Source organism: Salinivirga sp. (assembly GCF_055145285.1).
This window is the reverse complement of the sequence record NZ_JBSRDC010000043.1, coordinates 1-15,477: the sequence shown is the minus strand read 5'-3', so window position 1 is coordinate 15,477 and position 15,477 is coordinate 1. Positions and strand designations below refer to the sequence as shown.

The window sequence follows — 15,477 nt, the reverse complement described above, 5'->3', positions numbered from 1 at the left end:
ATGATACGACTGATATATGTAATTTTATTTGCTGCTTTGTCCTCAATGTTTTCGTGCGATGAGGTTAATGAACCTTATGGCAACCAAATTGAAATTGACGAAGCGACAGAGCTGACAAAAAAAGCCGTTATTTTTGAATTTACAGGCATACATTGTACAAACTGTCCGGCAGGCCATGCCGCCATAGAAGAAATCGATTCCGTGTATCATGGACATGTTATAACTCTGAGTGTGCATGCCGGCTTTTTTGCAGAACCTTACCCTGGCGAACCGGATTTTAGAACTCCTTTTGGAGATAAAATCTTTACCGATCTTGGACTGAGCACAACGCCCGCGGCCTCAATCGCAAGCCTTAATGAAAACGATGCTATTTCTGGTGCCCCGACTTCCTGGCAAGGTGAGGTTGGTAGTGTAATTCCGGATTATACGGACTTTATTATTACGCCCGATATTCAATTGCAAGAGAATTTGCTAGAGGCCCGGTTTGTAATTACCGAGCGCGCAGAAGCGCAAAACCCATTGAGGTTTTATGCTTTTGTTTTGGAAGACCATATCCCTGGACCGCAAGCCGGAACAGATATCGACCCATACGACCACAGACATGTGCTTCGAAAATGTATTAATAATATTAACGGTTCTACGGTGAATTTCACCGATGGTGTGGCTGAGCTTGGTTTTAACACCACCTTAGATGCTGATTGGCAGGTAGAAAATCTCTATGTCGTTGGCATTATTGTTGATCAAAATACCAAAGAGATTTATACCGGAGAGCAAGTCAAACTTATTACAGAATAACATACGATTTATTATCTAACCAAATTTTACAACTATGAGAAAAATCTACCTTTTAATTATCTTTTTGATTTCCGGAATCGCACTGAATGCGCAGTCTTTTGAGCTTCAGATTAGTGACTCTGAGGAACTCGTAAACAATGGCGATACCATTCATGTAAATGGAAGTGCCGATGAATTTGTTATAGCAGGTCATTTTATTATTGAGAATGTATCTTCCGGAGATATAGATTTGCAGTTAACTCGCGAAGATTTAACCTTGCCGGAAGGTATGCGCACTTATTTCTGCATTGGAACGAACTGCTATCCTCCTAACAGTATGGAAAGTAATATGATTACGCTTACAGCGGCTGAAACCATTATTTTTGATGCAGACCTGGAGCCTCAGAGTAATGCAGGCGATGCATTGATTAAATATAACCTTCACACCATGCCCGATTCTGCAGAAATGTTAAGTTTTTATATGCATTATAGTATTGCACCTGTTGGTATATCAGAAAAATTATTGGCTGAATTTATGCTTTACCCGAATCCGGTAAAAAACACATTGAATGTGCGCTATCAGGGTAATGTCGATCCAAATGCCCGTATTGAAATCTACGATGCTGTGGGTAAACTTATGCAGGTGCGCAAGGTTTCAGCCGATACAGATTACCAGGTTAGTATGGGTAATTTTGCCAATGGACTTTACATGGTGAAACTGGTCAACTCTGAAGGTGTATTGCAAACCCGTAAAATTTTAAAACGATAATAGTCTGAATAGATCAGACATTAAAAAAACTCCCGGAATTATTTCGGGAGTTTTTTTATACTTTAATCCCCAATAAAGTAATATCGTCGGTCTGTTTGTTTTCTCCTTTCCATTCCCAGAAACTATCTAAAATGGCCTGTTGCTGAATTTGAGTATTTTGTTCAGCAATTTGCGTAAGTAGCTTTTTAAGCTTGCTAGTACCGTATCGCTTATATTCATATCCACCAAGTTGGTCAACTAAGCCATCTGTGAAAAAATATAGCATGTCATCTCTGTCAAGCAAAGTGTCCTGAGTTGTAAAGTGATAGTTGTGTGGAGCTGTGCCTACATTGACTTTATCAGGGTCAAATACAGATAATTCATGGTTCCGAACCAAATACATCGGGCTCTGCGCCCCGGAAAAAGAAAGCTCCATATTGTCAAAATCAATAATAATAAGTGCTATATCCATACCATCGTGAGAGTGATATTTTTCATGATTCTGGTTCAGTGCATTTTGCATTTTATTGTTAAGTAGCGTTAATATTTCTCCCGGAACCGGTTGCTCTACCCGGTTTATTATTTCGTTTAAAAAAGAAATTCCAAGGATACTGATCATGCTACCCGGCACGCCATGGCCTGTACAATCAGATATGGCTATACAGTATTTATTTTCAATCTGGGCAAACCAGTAAAAGTCGCCGCTTACCTTTTCGCGGGGGTGAAATATCAGGAAATAGTTTTCCAGTTTCATCTCCAGAAGTTTGGTAGAGGGAAGCATGGTCGATTGTATCATGCCCGCATACTCAATGCTCTCCTGTATGCGCTCATTTTGCTCCCTGATTTTTTGATTCTGTTCCCTGATTTTCTCATTCTGCTCGCTAATTTCTGCATTCTTCTCTGTCAGCGATATTTCCAGCTTATCTTTGGATCGCAGTCTGTGGATAAGTGTTTGTAAAAGCCTGTTGCTAAAAGGCAGGCTTTGCTGCAGTAAATTATTGAAAATGTCAGGTGGCATTACAAGGCACTTGCAATGGTTGATGGCCGTAACTGTTGATGAATGAGGTTGGTTTTCAATAAGTGCATATTCACCAAAATACTTGCCTGGCCCCAGCTCTATGTATTTTATTTGTCTGGCGTGTATTTTTACTTTCCCTTCTAAAATGATGAAAAAACCATTGGCACGATCACCTTTTTCAAAAATTATTTGTCCGTCGGAGTATTCAACCAACATCGATGCTCGTATAACGGTCTCAAGTTGGTATCCTTGAGTGCCAATAAAGAGGGGGGCTTCAGCTAGTTTGTCTTTAATTGTTTTTATTCTATCCTCTCCAGTTTCCATGATAACGAAAATACATATAATAAATAGCTTTAACAGAATTTCTTTACCTGATTTTATATTTTTTTTGCCATCTTGCGCATCTTTAATTGCTTATGGAAAATTATTACGGGGAAATTGCCGGAATTGCTACAGCCGTTTGCTGGACGGCTACATCAATGTTTTTTGAGGCAGCCGGAAAACGTATCGGTTCCTTATCGGTAAATCTTATCCGGTTGTTCATGGCATTTTTTCTTCTCGGAACAGTAACGTGGATTACACGCGGATATTTTCTACCACTCGATGCTACTACTTATAATATTACCTGGCTCGCGCTTTCTGGTTTAATTGGTTTTACAATTGGCGATTTATTACTTTTTCAGGCGTTCGTGGTAGTGGGAGCCCGTATTTCGATGTTGGTTATGGCCCTTGCACCACCTGTTGCGGCCATTGCCGGATGGATTATTCTGGGCGAAGCCATGACAACCAAAGGACTTCTTGGTATGATGATTACACTAAGCGGCATTATGATGGTGGTGTTAAACCGGCCTGCCAGAGAACAGAATGGAAAAAAACCTAAGTTGAAAGATTGGTTTCAAAATCCTATGGGACTTTTGTTGGCTTTTGGCGGAGCCACAGGTCAGGCCGTTGGCCTTGTATTGAGCAAAAAAGGCATGGAGGATTATAATGTAATTGCGTCTACACATATACGCGTCATGGCAGGTGCCATTGGTTTTATGATTGTTTTCACCTTCATGCGAAGATGGGCCCGTGTGTTTTCTGCTTTAAAAGATAAAAAAGGCATGTTGTTTACATCAGGAGGTGCATTCTTTGGGCCTTTTCTTGGCGTAACCCTATCACTGGTAGCGGTTAAATTTACTTCAGCCGGTATTGCTCAAACATTGACTTCTTTAGTGCCTGTAATCATTATTTTACCTTCAGTATTTATTTTTAAGGAACGTGTTACTCCCCGGGAAGTTATTGGTGCATTTGTAGCCGTTGCCGGAGTTGCAATGTTTTTTATCTAAGGGGCAGCTAACGCTTCTGACTTAAGGAATATTCAGGTATTTATGCGACTGTAGCGAAATACTCCATTCCGGATGGGTCTTTACATATTCAACCATTAGTGGAGCCATTTGATTAAATTGTGAGTATTCCGGTTGCAATAGTAATTTACAAGTTTTAGGTACCTCATTTTTCCATTTTTCGGCAAAAACAAAATCTTCAGTATCGAAAATCACAATTTTCAGTTCGTTTGCCCTTTCGAGATTTTGCTTTAACGGGGGCTTGTTATGTTTAGGGCTTATACAAATCCAGTCCCATTGCCCCGTAATTTCATAGGCGCCGCTACTCTCAAGAAAATTGCTTATCTGATGAGCTCTAATTAGTCTACTCAGTGGTTCAAGCGGATACATAGCAGGCTCACCCCCTGTAACTACTACCGAACGCGCTGGGGTTTTAAGCACTTGTTCAACAATTTCTTCTACTGAAACCAAAGGATGCAAAGCGGCATTCCAACTTACTTTTGAATCGCACCAGTGACAAGCAATGTCGCAGCCGCCTACGCGGATAAAATATGCTGGTTTCCCGCTGTGGTGCCCCTCTCCCTGAATACTATAGAAAGACTCGACCAGTGGTAGCTTTTTGCCTTTTTCAAGCACCTCTCCGTCAACTTTTTTGTATGAATTTTGGCTATGTGCCATTGTTCGGTTTTTGTTTAGGGCTGCAAAAATAGTATTTTATCATGGGTTTAATTATTAATTATGTGAATATTGGTTTCGAAACCTTCTTGAAAGGTTGATTCTGTGTTTTAATGGATTATTAATTAGAATTTTGTATCCTCATTGATGTCGCTGCGTATACGACATATAAAAAGATTATTTTATCTCAATTTTGCTTAACCCGTAAACAATCCTTAATTTTGGACCGGTAAATTGTAGGTGCTTTTTGGGGAATTTAATGTAACCCACAATACTATCCCGATATTAAAAAATGAATAATATAAATATTACGCAGATGCAAATTTCATTGGAAAAATCATTGGTGAAGAATTTGATGGTGCAAAATCATTACGAACGTTATCGGTCTATGGGTGATGACATTATGAAATCTATTCAGGATAAAACCTGTCCTGGTAATGATTTTCTAGGCTGGGTCGATTTGCCGTCGACTTTGAAAACAGAGCAGTTGGATAGAATAAATGAGGTAGCAGGAAATCTTCGCAAAATCAGTGATGTAGTTGTTGTAATAGGTATTGGTGGTTCTTACCTTGGGGCACGCGCAGTTATTGAATCGCAGAAGTCAACTTTCAATAAGGATGGTTGTGAAGTCGTATATGCGGGACATCATTTGTCGCCAGGATATTTGACAGAACTTTCAAAGTATCTGAAAGATAAAAAATGGAGTATTATCGTTATTTCCAAATCTGGAACAACTACGGAACCTGCTATTGCATTTCGATACTTACGCAACGAATTACTTGCACGTTTTGGCGAAACAGCTTTGAAGGAACGCGTAGTTGCTATTACAGATAAGTCAAAAGGTGCTCTTCGTAAGCTCGCCGATGCCAATGATTTGCAGTCTTTCGTTATTCCCGATGATGTAGGCGGCCGTTTTTCAGTGTTTACACCGGTTGGCTTATTGCCAATTGCTGTTGCCGGCTTCGATGTATATAAGCTAATCGAAGGTGCACGTAAAATGGAAAAGCAAATATGGAGCGATACGAATGAGAATATAGCGCTTGATTATGCAGCAATTAGAAATGTGCTCTATCAAAATGGAAATACAACAGAAGTGTTGGTGAATTATCATCATAAGTTTCATTATGTTGCCGAATGGTGGAAACAATTATTTGGCGAAAGTGAAGGTAAGGATGGAAAAGGTGTTTTCCCGGCAAGTGTCGATCTCACAACAGACTTGCACTCTATGGGTCAGTACATTCAGGATGGAAAAAGGAATCTGTTTGAAACTGTCGTAAAATTTCAAAATACAAACGCAGTAGATGAAAGTATTGGCCACGATGATGAAAACCTTGACAATTTGAACTATCTCGAAGGGAAAACAATGGGTTTTGTAAACAAAAATGCAATGGAAGGCACTATGCTGGCACATAACAGTGGCGGGGTGCCTAATCTTATGCTCAAAATTCAAAACGACGAAATAGATAATATTGGCGGCTTGTTTTACTTTTTTATGATTACATGCGCCATAAGCGGGCTCATGCTTCAGGTTAATCCTTTTAATCAACCCGGAGTAGAGGACTATAAACGCAATATGTTTGCCTTATTGCAGAAACCGGGCTTTGAAGGTAGATATAAAGAACTACAAATTTTACGGAAAGAACTTAATTTTTAAACCAACTTTTTATGAAGAAATTTTATGTTATGCTGCTATTTTTAGCAGTAAGTGGAACATTATGTGCTCAGTTTTCCCAGGAGACACCAGTGGTTATCAGTGAACAACTTGATAATGCTTCGTATCTGTATCCCCAAATTACAGCCAGTGATAGTGGGTACTATGTAACCTGGTACGATGAAACGCAAAATTTTAAAATGTACATGCAGTATATCAATCCTAAGGGAGAACCACAATGGGCAAACCCCTTGATTGTGACTGATTATCCGCAGGATTCATGGATCAGCGATTATTCCTTAATGAACGATGGAGTTAACGCCTATGTATTTTTTAATGATGCTCGTAATGGATTAACCGATAAAGATATTTTTGGATATAAGATCAATTCACAGGGAGAGTTCTTATGGGGCGATGCCGGAGTAGAGTTAATTGTATCAGCAGACTACAATTCGGAATATTCTCCCAATACAGCATTGATGCCTAATGGCGATGTGGTTGCTGCATGGAATCAGATGGGTGCCAATGGTTATTCAATCAGAATGCAATGGTTGGCTGCTACAGGAGAAAGAATTTGGGAAAATGGAAAGGCAATTGCTGAAACGGATATCAGACTTTTTAATCCCAATTTAATGCCTGCTACAGATTCTACTGTCTATTTAGTCTATACTTACCAGGATGGACAATATGGTGATAAGCAAATTCAGGTGCAACAAATTGACACAACAGGGCAGAATGTGTGGGATTCTGTTTTAGAAATCACAAGTAATTCCGGAATTGGTAGTGGCCGCAGACTTGCACTACACCCTGCCTCAGATAATGGTATCTATATCACCTGGTATGGAGATCCGGATGGCAATGGCCTAAATGATGTATTCACCCAGCATATCAATGTAAATGGCAATATGCGCTACCCATCCGGTGGATTGAATCTTTCTGTTATCAACCAAATGAATCAGACCAACCCATCATGTCTGGGTGAAGATCCGCAAGGTAATGTAATGTTTGCGTGGCACGAAACACCCACTAGCAAAGAAAACAATCTTACAAAAATTCAAAAAGTAGGTCAGGGAGGCAATTTATTATTTGAGAATAATGCTTTAATAATTTCTGACACACTTACCGGAGTAGGAGATGGTACTCTAAAGTATGGAAAAGTGTTTTTACCATCAATGTTAGGAAGTAACCAGGGTGCATTGGCAATTTACGATATACAGAGCGACTCACTCAATATCATACCAGTTGGTACCGATAAAGAAACCCATTCAAAATTGGCCAATGGGCAATTTGTTTTTGCATCGGTAAATGATGCTTCTGGAAATTCACAAGTAGAACTTCATAATGTGTACCGTAATGGTCAGGTAGGTGTAGAACCTATTATGGCTGATGCTGCACTCTCATCTTTTGCTGGAATCGATGATTTCCTGCCAGATTCTGTTTTTTATTACATGATGCATGATTCAGCACATGTTTGGGATAATTTTGCTGCTGGCATGAATATATTCCAGACGATTGAATATCTCGATACGCCCACAAATGAACTGGGGAATTATCGTGTGAAAGTTACTTCTCAGGATAGTTCAGTGCAGTTTTATCAATTCAGCTGGGTAGATGAACCATTAGCAAGTATCGATTCTGCTAATAGCATCGAATTATATACACATATCGATTACGAGAATAATGACGTATATGCAAAATTACAATTGGTAAAAGATGCTCATCAATTGTTGGATTTTGTGTTAAGCCCGGGAGCAAGGCTGTTTCTCAATGAGAGTTGGGATCCCGACTATAGCCGCATTAATGATACAGCAAGTAGCTTTTTTAACTTCTTTCGTGATGATTTAGACAGCGCATTTGTAAATTTCAATATTATCGATTATCAGGGAAATTCCGTAAATTGGCGGTTGGCTATGATAATAGGGGGAAGCGGAATACAAAACACCTCTTTTAAGGGAAAGGTTTATCCAAATCCCGCTACCCGGGTATTACATGTTGAGTCGCATCAATTAATCAATAATATTAAGTTATTCACTATTGATGGAAGACCAGTAAAACAACTTAAGGTAAATAGTAAACATGCCATCATCCCTGTTGAAAAGCTTTTACCGGGAAGATATATTTTAATGGTTAACCAAAATGGACAATCTGTGAGCCGGCTATTTATTAAGTCGTTGTAAGAGGTTGAAATTAAGATACATAAGTATATTAAAACAAGAAAGGCTTCCATTTCTGGAAGCCTTTCTTACGTTTAATAAATATATTATTTCAGGTTGTGTTTTTTAATGAAGTCCTGAATAGGTTGTGCCAGTGAAGGCTGGCCAATTTCCTGCAAGTCGTATCCTACTTTTACTGTAGGTTTGTCAATTTTAACAATACGGCTTAAGTCAATTGGAGTAGCAATAACAACCGCATCACAAGGTGTGTTGTTGATTGTTTTTTCCAGGTCTTTTTTCTGCTCTTCACCGTAACCCATTGCAGGTAGTAATTTACCAATGCCCGGGTAAATCTGGAAAGTATCTTTTAATCTTCCAACAGCATATTCTCTGGGATCAACCATTTCAGCAGCACCCGCTTTGCGTGCAGCAACCGTACCTGCGCCAATTTTCATTTCGCCGTGTGTTAGCGTTGGTCCGTCTTCAACAACCAGAACTTTTTTGCCACGAATAATCTCTGGTTTGTCTATGGTCAATGGTGATGCACCGTCTACTACCATAGCTTCAGGAGCAACTTTGGCAATGTTTTCGCGAACAATCTGAATGTTGTCAGCATCTGCACTATCCATTTTGTTGATTACCACAACATCTGACAAGCGCAGGGTTGTTTCTCCTGGGTAATATCTCAGCTCATGACCAGGACGGTGCGGGTCAACTACAGTTACCATCAGGTCTGGCTTGTAGAATGGGAAATCATTGTTACCACCATCCCATAGGATAACGTCACAACCATCAGGATCTTTTTCTGCTTCTCTTACAATAGCCTCATAATCAACACCTGAATAAATTACATTACCTCGGCTGATATGAGGTTCATATTCCTCCATCTCTTCAATTGTGCAGTCATGCTTTTCAAGGTCTTCAATCTTAGCAAAACGTTGAACTTTTTGTTTTGCAAGATCACCATAAGGCATTGGGTGACGTATTGCTACAACTTTAAGTCCTGCTTCCATTAATAACTCAATGATGCGACGCGAAGTTTGTGATTTACCACATCCTGTGCGAACAGCACCAACAGCAATCATGGGTTTTGTGCTCTTAATCATGGTGTCGTTTCCACCAATTAAGGAAAATGATGCACCAGCTGCATTTACCCTTGAAGCCATGTGCATTACATGTTCATAAGGTACATCGCTGTATGAAAATACACACTCGTCTGCTTTAAGATCTACTATAAGTTTTTCAAGATCTCCTTCTGCGTGAATAGGGATTCCATCCGGATAAAGGCTGCCTGCTAATTCGGCCGGATATTTGCGGCCATCAATATCTGGAATTTGGGCTGCAGTGAAAGCTACAACGTTAAATGAATCGTTGTCTCTGTAATAGGTGTTGAAGTTGTGAAAATCACGACCCGCAGCACCAATGATAATGACATTACGTTTTGCCATAAGTCAATTCCTCCGTTTTTTATTTTTTATGAATAAATTAAGTTTTAAAAATTGCGAAGCAAATATAGCGGTTTAAACAAAATTTCCTAATTTTTGGTTATGTTTAATATTTTACTTTATCTATGAATTATTTAGCACATCTTTATCTCTCCGGCAATGATGATGAAATTAAAGTCGGTAACTTTATTGGTGATGCCGTAAAAGGACGCAATTTTGAGAAGTTTGCTCCCGGTTTACAAAAAGGTATTAGACTTCACAGACGTATAGATGACTTTACAGACCATCATCCTATTGTTCTTGATGTCAATAAAGTTTTTGCTCCTGCTTATAAGAAATATGCCGGGATAGTAACAGACATGATTTTTGATCATTTTTTAGCAAGTAATTGGGATAAGTATCACGATCAATCTTTGTCGCAATATGTAGATGAAGTAAATAGAACACTTTTAGCATGGTTTCATATAATGCCTCGTCCAATACAGCTGATGATGCCTTTTTGGGTTAAACACCGTTGGCCCGAAATTTATAGTAGCCCCGCTGGCTTAGTAAGAGCATTAAACGGAATGCCCCGATATACTTCATTACCTGCAAAAAGTGAATACGTACAGGAAGTGTTGTTGAAAGAGAAAAACAGCCTACTAAGCGCATTTGATGACTTTTTTACAGCTGTGAGTCAGGAGTTTTGCAACGTCTCAAGTAATTAATTTTCATTTAGCTTATTCATATTCAGAAAAATATGTAACAATAAAAACAGAAACTTCCTTTTTTTTTTTCAAAAACATTTTAACTTTGTAGCTTTGTAAGTAAGAGTAAATGAGAAATCCATAAAATTATTGTAAAACTATGAAAACAAGTTTCAAGTACTTAACAATCGTGATGGCGGCAATTCTGCTTTTTACTGGCTGTAAAGAGCTGGAGAAAATGCAGAAGATGGCTGACCAGGTTACTTTAAATGTACAGAAAAGTCCGGTTGAAATGCACGGAGATAGCATTGCAATCAAACTAACAGGTTCTTTTCCTGCCAAATTTTTCCAGAAAAAAGCTCAATTGGAAATTACACCAGTTCTGAAATATAATGGGCAGGAAGTTGCATTCAAGTCAATTAAACTGCAAGGTGAAGATGTAGAAGCCAACAATAAGGTTATTCCTTTCGAAAGTGGCGGCTCATTTGAAATCGTTGATAAAATTGCATATGACCCAGCAATGCGCCAGGCAACACTTATCGCACGCGGAACAGCTACTGTAAAAGACGAGAGCATGGTAGTTCTGGAACGTGAAGTTGCACCTGGAGTTATGGCTACAGCCACATTGCTTGACTTTAGTGATGCTAAAGTTGTTAAAGCTGCAAATAATTTCGAACGTGTAACTTACGACTCAAAACAAGCAGAAATTCAGTTCCTGATAAATCGTTACAATATCCGTGGGCGTGAATTGCGTAAAGATGAAATCAAAACTTTCAATGATTATATCAAGCAAGTTGCTGAGAAACAAAATATGAACATTGAAAACATCACTATTGATGCTTATGCTTCTCCAGACGGAACAGTTGAGCTAAATACTGAACTTTCAAAAGATCGTAAAAACGTTACAGAAAAGTATCTTGGTAATACAGTTAAAAAAGCCAATATTAAAATTGATGACGAGAAAAATGTCTATAATGCAAGATCTGTTGCTGAAGACTGGGAAGGTTTCAAAAAAGAGCTTCAGAAATCAGATGTGCAGGACAAAGATCTTATCCTGAGAGTGCTTTCTATGTACAACGATCCTGAAGTACGTGAGAAAGAAATCAAAAATATCTCAGCAGCATTTGAAGAACTTAAAGATGAGGTTCTACCACAATTGCGTCGTTCAGAATTCCGTATGAAAGTAGCTGTTGTTGGACTGTCTGACGAAGAAATATCCAAATTTGCAATGGAGAAACCAGACACACTCAGTGTAGAAGAACTTCTTTATGCCGCAACACTTACTGATGACCTTCAGGAGCAAAAGCAAATCTTTGCAACAGTAACTGAACAATACAGTGATGATTGGAGAGGCCACAATAACCTTGGTGTTGTGAATCATCTGAATGGTAATTATGCAGATGCAACTGCAAGTTTTGAAGCTGCAAAAGAAATTGAACCTAATAATAGTAAGGTGTTAAACAATCTTGGAGCCGCAGCTCTTGCACAAGGCGATATGGAAAAAGCTGAAGAATACCTTAAGGCAGCTACTGCTGGTGGTAACGAAACAAGCTACAATCAGGCATTGATTGCTACTAAAAAAGGTAATTATGAAGAAGCAGTCGACATGTATGCCAGTAGTAAATATCAAACTGTAAACTTTGCTCTTGCAAAACTGTTGCAATACAGTGAAACACAAAACGAGCAAGCGTATGACGCAGCTTTAGGTATACTTGAAAAAGTTGAAAATAAAGAAAACGCATTATTGTATTATGTTAAGGCTGTAATTGGTGCTCGTAAGCAAGATTCAGATATGCTGTTTAATAATCTTCGTACAGCAATCGAGAAAAATGCAGATCTTAAACAAACTGCTACTACAGATGTAGAGTTCCGTCGCTACAAAGAAGACGCAACTTTCACATCAATAGTGGAATAGTAATAATATTATTGACAATCACGGGCTGTCTCTAATGGAGACAGCCCTTTTTATATTTAGTAACGCTATGTTTTTAGCCAGGAAAAAACGGGAAGAAAATATTATCGAGTATTTGCTCTATATGTATCAAATTGAAGATACCATTAGAGCAGTTTCATTTAACCTTGATGAGTTGGAACAAAAAGTAATTTCTCAGTATAAAGTTGATGAACCGAAAAAAGCGGAGATACGAAATTGGTACCAGGATTTAATGCAACAAATGAAAGCAGATCATGTAGACGAAAAAGGCCATGTGACTTTTCTTCGCGCGCTGGCAGAAGAAGTAAATGATTTGCATCTTTGGCTAATGAATCAAAAAGACCTGGGAGTTTATAAAAGTGATTATGAAAAGGCTAAACCCTACCTCCTGGAGTTTCAATACAAGCTTAAGTCACCTTATACCACTGAAGTTGATATTGCGTTAAATGCCCTTTATTATTATGTTCTAATGAAGATGAAACAAAAAGACATTAACAAAGAAACTCATGAAGCGGTTAAAGTCATTAGTCTTTTTTTGCGGAATTTGAGCAATTATTTCCGTCAATATGAGGAAGGTAAACTAAGAATCGATTAGGTATGTTAAACTTTTTAAAACCAAAGTGATTTATTTGTCGTATTACTTTAATTAATGTAAATTGCATTCTATAATACGTGAATATGAAAAATATATTAACAATAATCTTGGTGCTTTTTACTGTTGCCGGTATTTCAAAAACACCACCATGGGCCGATAAAACCTCAGATAAATATTTTTATTATGGTGTTGGAATGAGTTTTAAAAAGAAAGCCCCCAGATCACATTTTAAACAGACCGGTGAAAAATATATGAATGATTATGTAGAGGAGGCTCGAAAAAAGGCTATTAAAAATTTGGCCGAAAATGTTGCCGGGGTTACGGTTTCAGGAACAACTGATGAAGCTGAGGTTTTACTGAATAGCACCAAGCTTAGAAATCTCGAGATTTATAAGTTCAAAGAATATAATGTCGAATATTGGGTTTCAGTTAGAATACCAAAAAAAATCGTCGAGGAAATTCGGAAGGAAGCCCGAATTGAAAAAGCAAGAAGAAATCTCAAAGAAGAAAAAAAAGATTTTAAGAAAAATGCATTTGACGAGGAGTTTAAATAAATATTTTTAAATCAGACACATAAGAGGGGTGCCCATTGAGCGTCCCTCTTTTTTTTTGAAAAAAGTTATTTTTATTCCGTAAAATATTTGGAATGTAAAAATATATCTTCTACTTTTGCACCCGCTTTGATAGAAAAGGCGCAGATATTTGAAGGAGATAGAGCTTGGAGTTTAGATGAATTAGGAGGGGCTGCGGCAGTAAAAAAAAGTTTTAAAAAAACTTTAATAAAATGTTGTCAGCGGAATAAATTAGCTTTATCTTTGCAGCCCGCAAAAGAAGGAATTGAAGGGAAAGGAGCGGGAAATGATCTTTGAAAATATTAGGTAGCAAACCCTGTAAGGTAGGATCGGTCTTAAAGGAAATTTTTTAAGATTTTAATTACAACGAAGAGTTTGATCCTGGCTCAGGATGAACGCTAGCGGCAGGCTTAACACATGCAAGTCGAGGGGTAACAGGTTCCTTCGGGAATGCTGACGACCGGCGCACGGGTGAGTAACGCGTATGCAACCTTCCTGTATCAGGAGGATAGGCCTTGGAAACGAGGATTAATACTGCGTAATATTATTTTATCGCATGGTAGAATAATCAAATTTACGGAGGATACAGATGGGCATGCGTACCATTAGCTAGATGGTAAGGTAACGGCTTACCATGGCGATGATGGTTAGGGGTTCTGCAAGGAAGATCCCCCACACTGGTACTGAGACACGGACCAGACTCCTACGGGAGGCAGCAGTGAGGAATATTGGTCAATGGAGGCAACTCTGAACCAGCCAAGCCGCGTGAAGGAAGACTGTTCTACGAATTGTAAACTTCTTTTGTGACAGAGTAAAGATAGCTACGTGTAGTTATTTGCAAGTATGTCATGAATAAGCATCGGCTAACTCCGTGCCAGCAGCCGCGGTAATACGGAGGATGCAGGCGTTATCCGGATTTATTAGGTTTAAAGGGTGTTCAGGCTGTCTGATAAGTCAGAGGTGAAAGTCGGTCGCTTAACGATCGAATTGCCTTTGAAACTGTCAGACTTGAGTATGGATGTGGTAGGCGGAATGTGTAGTGTAGCGGTGAAATGCATAGATATTACACAGAACTCCAATTGCGAAGGCAGCTTACCAAACCAGCACTGACGCTGAAGCACGAAAGCGTGGGTAGCGAACAGGATTAGATACCCTGGTAGTCCACGCAGTAAACGATGCTCACTCGCTGTTGGCAATATATCGTCAGCGGCTAAGGGAAACCGATAAGTGAGCCACCTGGGGAGTACGATCGCAAGATTGAAACTCAAAGGAATTGACGGGGGCCCGCACAAGCGGTGGAACATGTGGTTTAATTCGATGATACGCGAGGAACCTTACCTGGGCTTAAATGTACGATGCATTCAGTCGAAAGATTGATTTCCTTCGGGACTTTGTACAAGGTGCTGCATGGTTGTCGTCAGCTCGTGCCGTGAGGTGTCGGGTTAAGTCCCATAACGAGCGCAACCCCTATTGTTAGTTACCAGCGCGTCAAGGCGGGGACTCTAACGAGACTGCCGGTGTAAACCGAGAGGAAGGTGGGGATGACGTCAAATCAGCACGGCCCTTATGTCCAGGGCTACACACGTGTTACAATGGTCGGTACAGAGGGCAGCGAGGCAGCAATGCCGAGCGAATCTCAAAAGCCGATCCCAGTTCGGATTGGAGTCTGCAACCCGACTTCATGAAGGTGGAATCGCTAGTAATCGCGCATCAGCCATGGCGCGGTGAATACGTTCCCGGGCCTTGTACACACCGCCCGTCAAGCCATGGAAGTCTGGGGTACCTGAAGGCCGTAACCGCAAGGAGCGGTCTAGGGTAAAACAGATGACTGGGGCTAAGTCGTAACAAGGTAGCCGTACCGGAAGGTGTGGCTGGAACACCTCCTTTCTGGAGAGACTGATC

13 protein-coding genes and 1 rRNA gene are annotated in these 15,477 nt (G+C 39.5%); 11 read left to right on the top strand and 3 right to left on the bottom strand.

Annotation, left to right across the window (positions count from 1 at the left end; genetic code table 11):
* Entirely contained in the window at positions 1-795 is a 795-nt protein-coding gene (locus ACTB0Y_RS08370) for an Omp28-related outer membrane protein (protein ID WP_463206364.1), read from the top strand.
* Positions 796-829: 34 nt separating this feature from the next.
* Positions 830-1,543, top strand: coding sequence for a T9SS type A sorting domain-containing protein (locus ACTB0Y_RS08365; RefSeq protein WP_463206363.1), 714 nt, complete (start codon positions 830-832; stop codon positions 1,541-1,543).
* A gap of 55 nt (positions 1,544-1,598) precedes the next feature.
* On the opposite strand, the gene ACTB0Y_RS08360 is transcribed toward ACTB0Y_RS08365, so the two are convergent.
* The gene (locus tag ACTB0Y_RS08360; protein ID WP_463206362.1) at positions 1,599-2,864 is read right to left on the bottom strand and encodes a SpoIIE family protein phosphatase; all 1,266 of its coding nucleotides are present in this window, start codon (positions 2,862-2,864) and stop codon (positions 1,599-1,601) included.
* 92 nt (positions 2,865-2,956) lie between these two features.
* Between ACTB0Y_RS08360 and ACTB0Y_RS08355 the strand changes: the two genes are divergently transcribed.
* Complete coding sequence (locus ACTB0Y_RS08355) at positions 2,957-3,868, top strand: DMT family transporter (RefSeq protein WP_463206361.1); 912 nt, start codon at positions 2,957-2,959, stop codon at positions 3,866-3,868.
* A gap of 21 nt (positions 3,869-3,889) precedes the next feature.
* Here ACTB0Y_RS08355 and ACTB0Y_RS08350 read toward each other — a convergent pair whose 3' ends face one another.
* Positions 3,890-4,543 (bottom strand): 7-carboxy-7-deazaguanine synthase QueE, encoded by a 654-nt coding sequence (locus ACTB0Y_RS08350; protein WP_463206360.1) that lies wholly within the window; start codon positions 4,541-4,543, stop codon positions 3,890-3,892.
* Positions 4,544-4,832: 289 nt separating this feature from the next.
* Between ACTB0Y_RS08350 and ACTB0Y_RS08345 the strand changes: the two genes are divergently transcribed.
* Positions 4,833-6,194: a glucose-6-phosphate isomerase gene (locus tag ACTB0Y_RS08345; protein WP_463206359.1), complete on the top strand. Its 1,362-nt coding sequence runs from the start codon at positions 4,833-4,835 to the stop codon at positions 6,192-6,194.
* Positions 6,195-6,205: 11 nt separating this feature from the next.
* Complete coding sequence (locus ACTB0Y_RS08340) at positions 6,206-8,368, top strand: T9SS type A sorting domain-containing protein (RefSeq protein ID WP_463206358.1); 2,163 nt, start codon at positions 6,206-6,208, stop codon at positions 8,366-8,368.
* Between the two features lie 83 nt (positions 8,369-8,451).
* Here the strand turns inward: ACTB0Y_RS08340 and ACTB0Y_RS08335 are convergent, their stop codons facing one another.
* Complete coding sequence (locus tag ACTB0Y_RS08335) at positions 8,452-9,792, bottom strand: cyclic 2,3-diphosphoglycerate synthase (protein WP_463206357.1); 1,341 nt, start codon at positions 9,790-9,792, stop codon at positions 8,452-8,454.
* Positions 9,793-9,914: 122 nt separating this feature from the next.
* Between ACTB0Y_RS08335 and ACTB0Y_RS08330 the strand changes: the two genes are divergently transcribed.
* The 6 genes from ACTB0Y_RS08330 (at position 9,915) to ACTB0Y_RS08305 (ending at position 15,462) form a co-directional block, all read left to right on the top strand.
* Positions 9,915-10,496 carry an acyl carrier protein phosphodiesterase gene (locus ACTB0Y_RS08330; RefSeq protein WP_463206356.1) on the top strand — a complete coding sequence of 194 codons (582 nt, stop codon included), beginning with the start codon at positions 9,915-9,917 and terminating at the stop codon, positions 10,494-10,496.
* A 139-nt stretch (positions 10,497-10,635) separates the two neighbouring features.
* The gene (locus ACTB0Y_RS08325) at positions 10,636-12,390 is read left to right on the top strand and encodes a tetratricopeptide repeat protein (protein ID WP_463206355.1); all 1,755 of its coding nucleotides are present in this window, start codon (positions 10,636-10,638) and stop codon (positions 12,388-12,390) included.
* A 67-nt stretch (positions 12,391-12,457) separates the two neighbouring features.
* Positions 12,458-13,003: a DUF4924 family protein gene (locus ACTB0Y_RS08320; RefSeq protein ID WP_463206354.1), complete on the top strand. Its 546-nt coding sequence runs from the start codon at positions 12,458-12,460 to the stop codon at positions 13,001-13,003.
* A gap of 83 nt (positions 13,004-13,086) precedes the next feature.
* Complete coding sequence (locus tag ACTB0Y_RS08315; protein WP_463206353.1) at positions 13,087-13,557, top strand: hypothetical protein; 471 nt, start codon at positions 13,087-13,089, stop codon at positions 13,555-13,557.
* 87 nt (positions 13,558-13,644) lie between these two features.
* Entirely contained in the window at positions 13,645-13,872 is a 228-nt protein-coding gene (locus ACTB0Y_RS08310) for a hypothetical protein (protein ID WP_463206352.1), read from the top strand.
* A gap of 66 nt (positions 13,873-13,938) precedes the next feature.
* Positions 13,939-15,462 (top strand): 16S ribosomal RNA (locus tag ACTB0Y_RS08305).
* Positions 15,463-15,477: the final 15 nt, after the last annotated feature.

Excerpts from the sequence above, each read along its gene's own strand:
- ACTB0Y_RS08350 (WP_463206360.1), bottom strand. The coding sequence starts at position 4,543 with ATGGCACATAGCCAAAATTCATACAAAAAAGTTGACGGAGAGGTGCTT.
- ACTB0Y_RS08345 (WP_463206359.1), top strand. The coding sequence starts at position 4,833 with ATGAATAATATAAATATTACGCAGATGCAAATTTCATTGGAAAAATCA.
- ACTB0Y_RS08365 (WP_463206363.1), top strand. The coding sequence starts at position 830 with ATGAGAAAAATCTACCTTTTAATTATCTTTTTGATTTCCGGAATCGCA.
- ACTB0Y_RS08315 (WP_463206353.1), top strand. The coding sequence starts at position 13,087 with ATGAAAAATATATTAACAATAATCTTGGTGCTTTTTACTGTTGCCGGT.
- ACTB0Y_RS08330 (WP_463206356.1), top strand. The coding sequence starts at position 9,915 with ATGAATTATTTAGCACATCTTTATCTCTCCGGCAATGATGATGAAATT.
- ACTB0Y_RS08325 (WP_463206355.1), top strand. The coding sequence starts at position 10,636 with ATGAAAACAAGTTTCAAGTACTTAACAATCGTGATGGCGGCAATTCTG.
- ACTB0Y_RS08360 (WP_463206362.1), bottom strand. The coding sequence starts at position 2,864 with ATGGAAACTGGAGAGGATAGAATAAAAACAATTAAAGACAAACTAGCT.
- ACTB0Y_RS08370 (WP_463206364.1), top strand. The coding sequence starts at position 1 with ATGATACGACTGATATATGTAATTTTATTTGCTGCTTTGTCCTCAATG.
- ACTB0Y_RS08335 (WP_463206357.1), bottom strand. The coding sequence starts at position 9,792 with ATGGCAAAACGTAATGTCATTATCATTGGTGCTGCGGGTCGTGATTTT.
- ACTB0Y_RS08320 (WP_463206354.1), top strand. The coding sequence starts at position 12,458 with ATGTTTTTAGCCAGGAAAAAACGGGAAGAAAATATTATCGAGTATTTG.
- ACTB0Y_RS08355 (WP_463206361.1), top strand. The coding sequence starts at position 2,957 with ATGGAAAATTATTACGGGGAAATTGCCGGAATTGCTACAGCCGTTTGC.
- ACTB0Y_RS08340 (WP_463206358.1), top strand. The coding sequence starts at position 6,206 with ATGAAGAAATTTTATGTTATGCTGCTATTTTTAGCAGTAAGTGGAACA.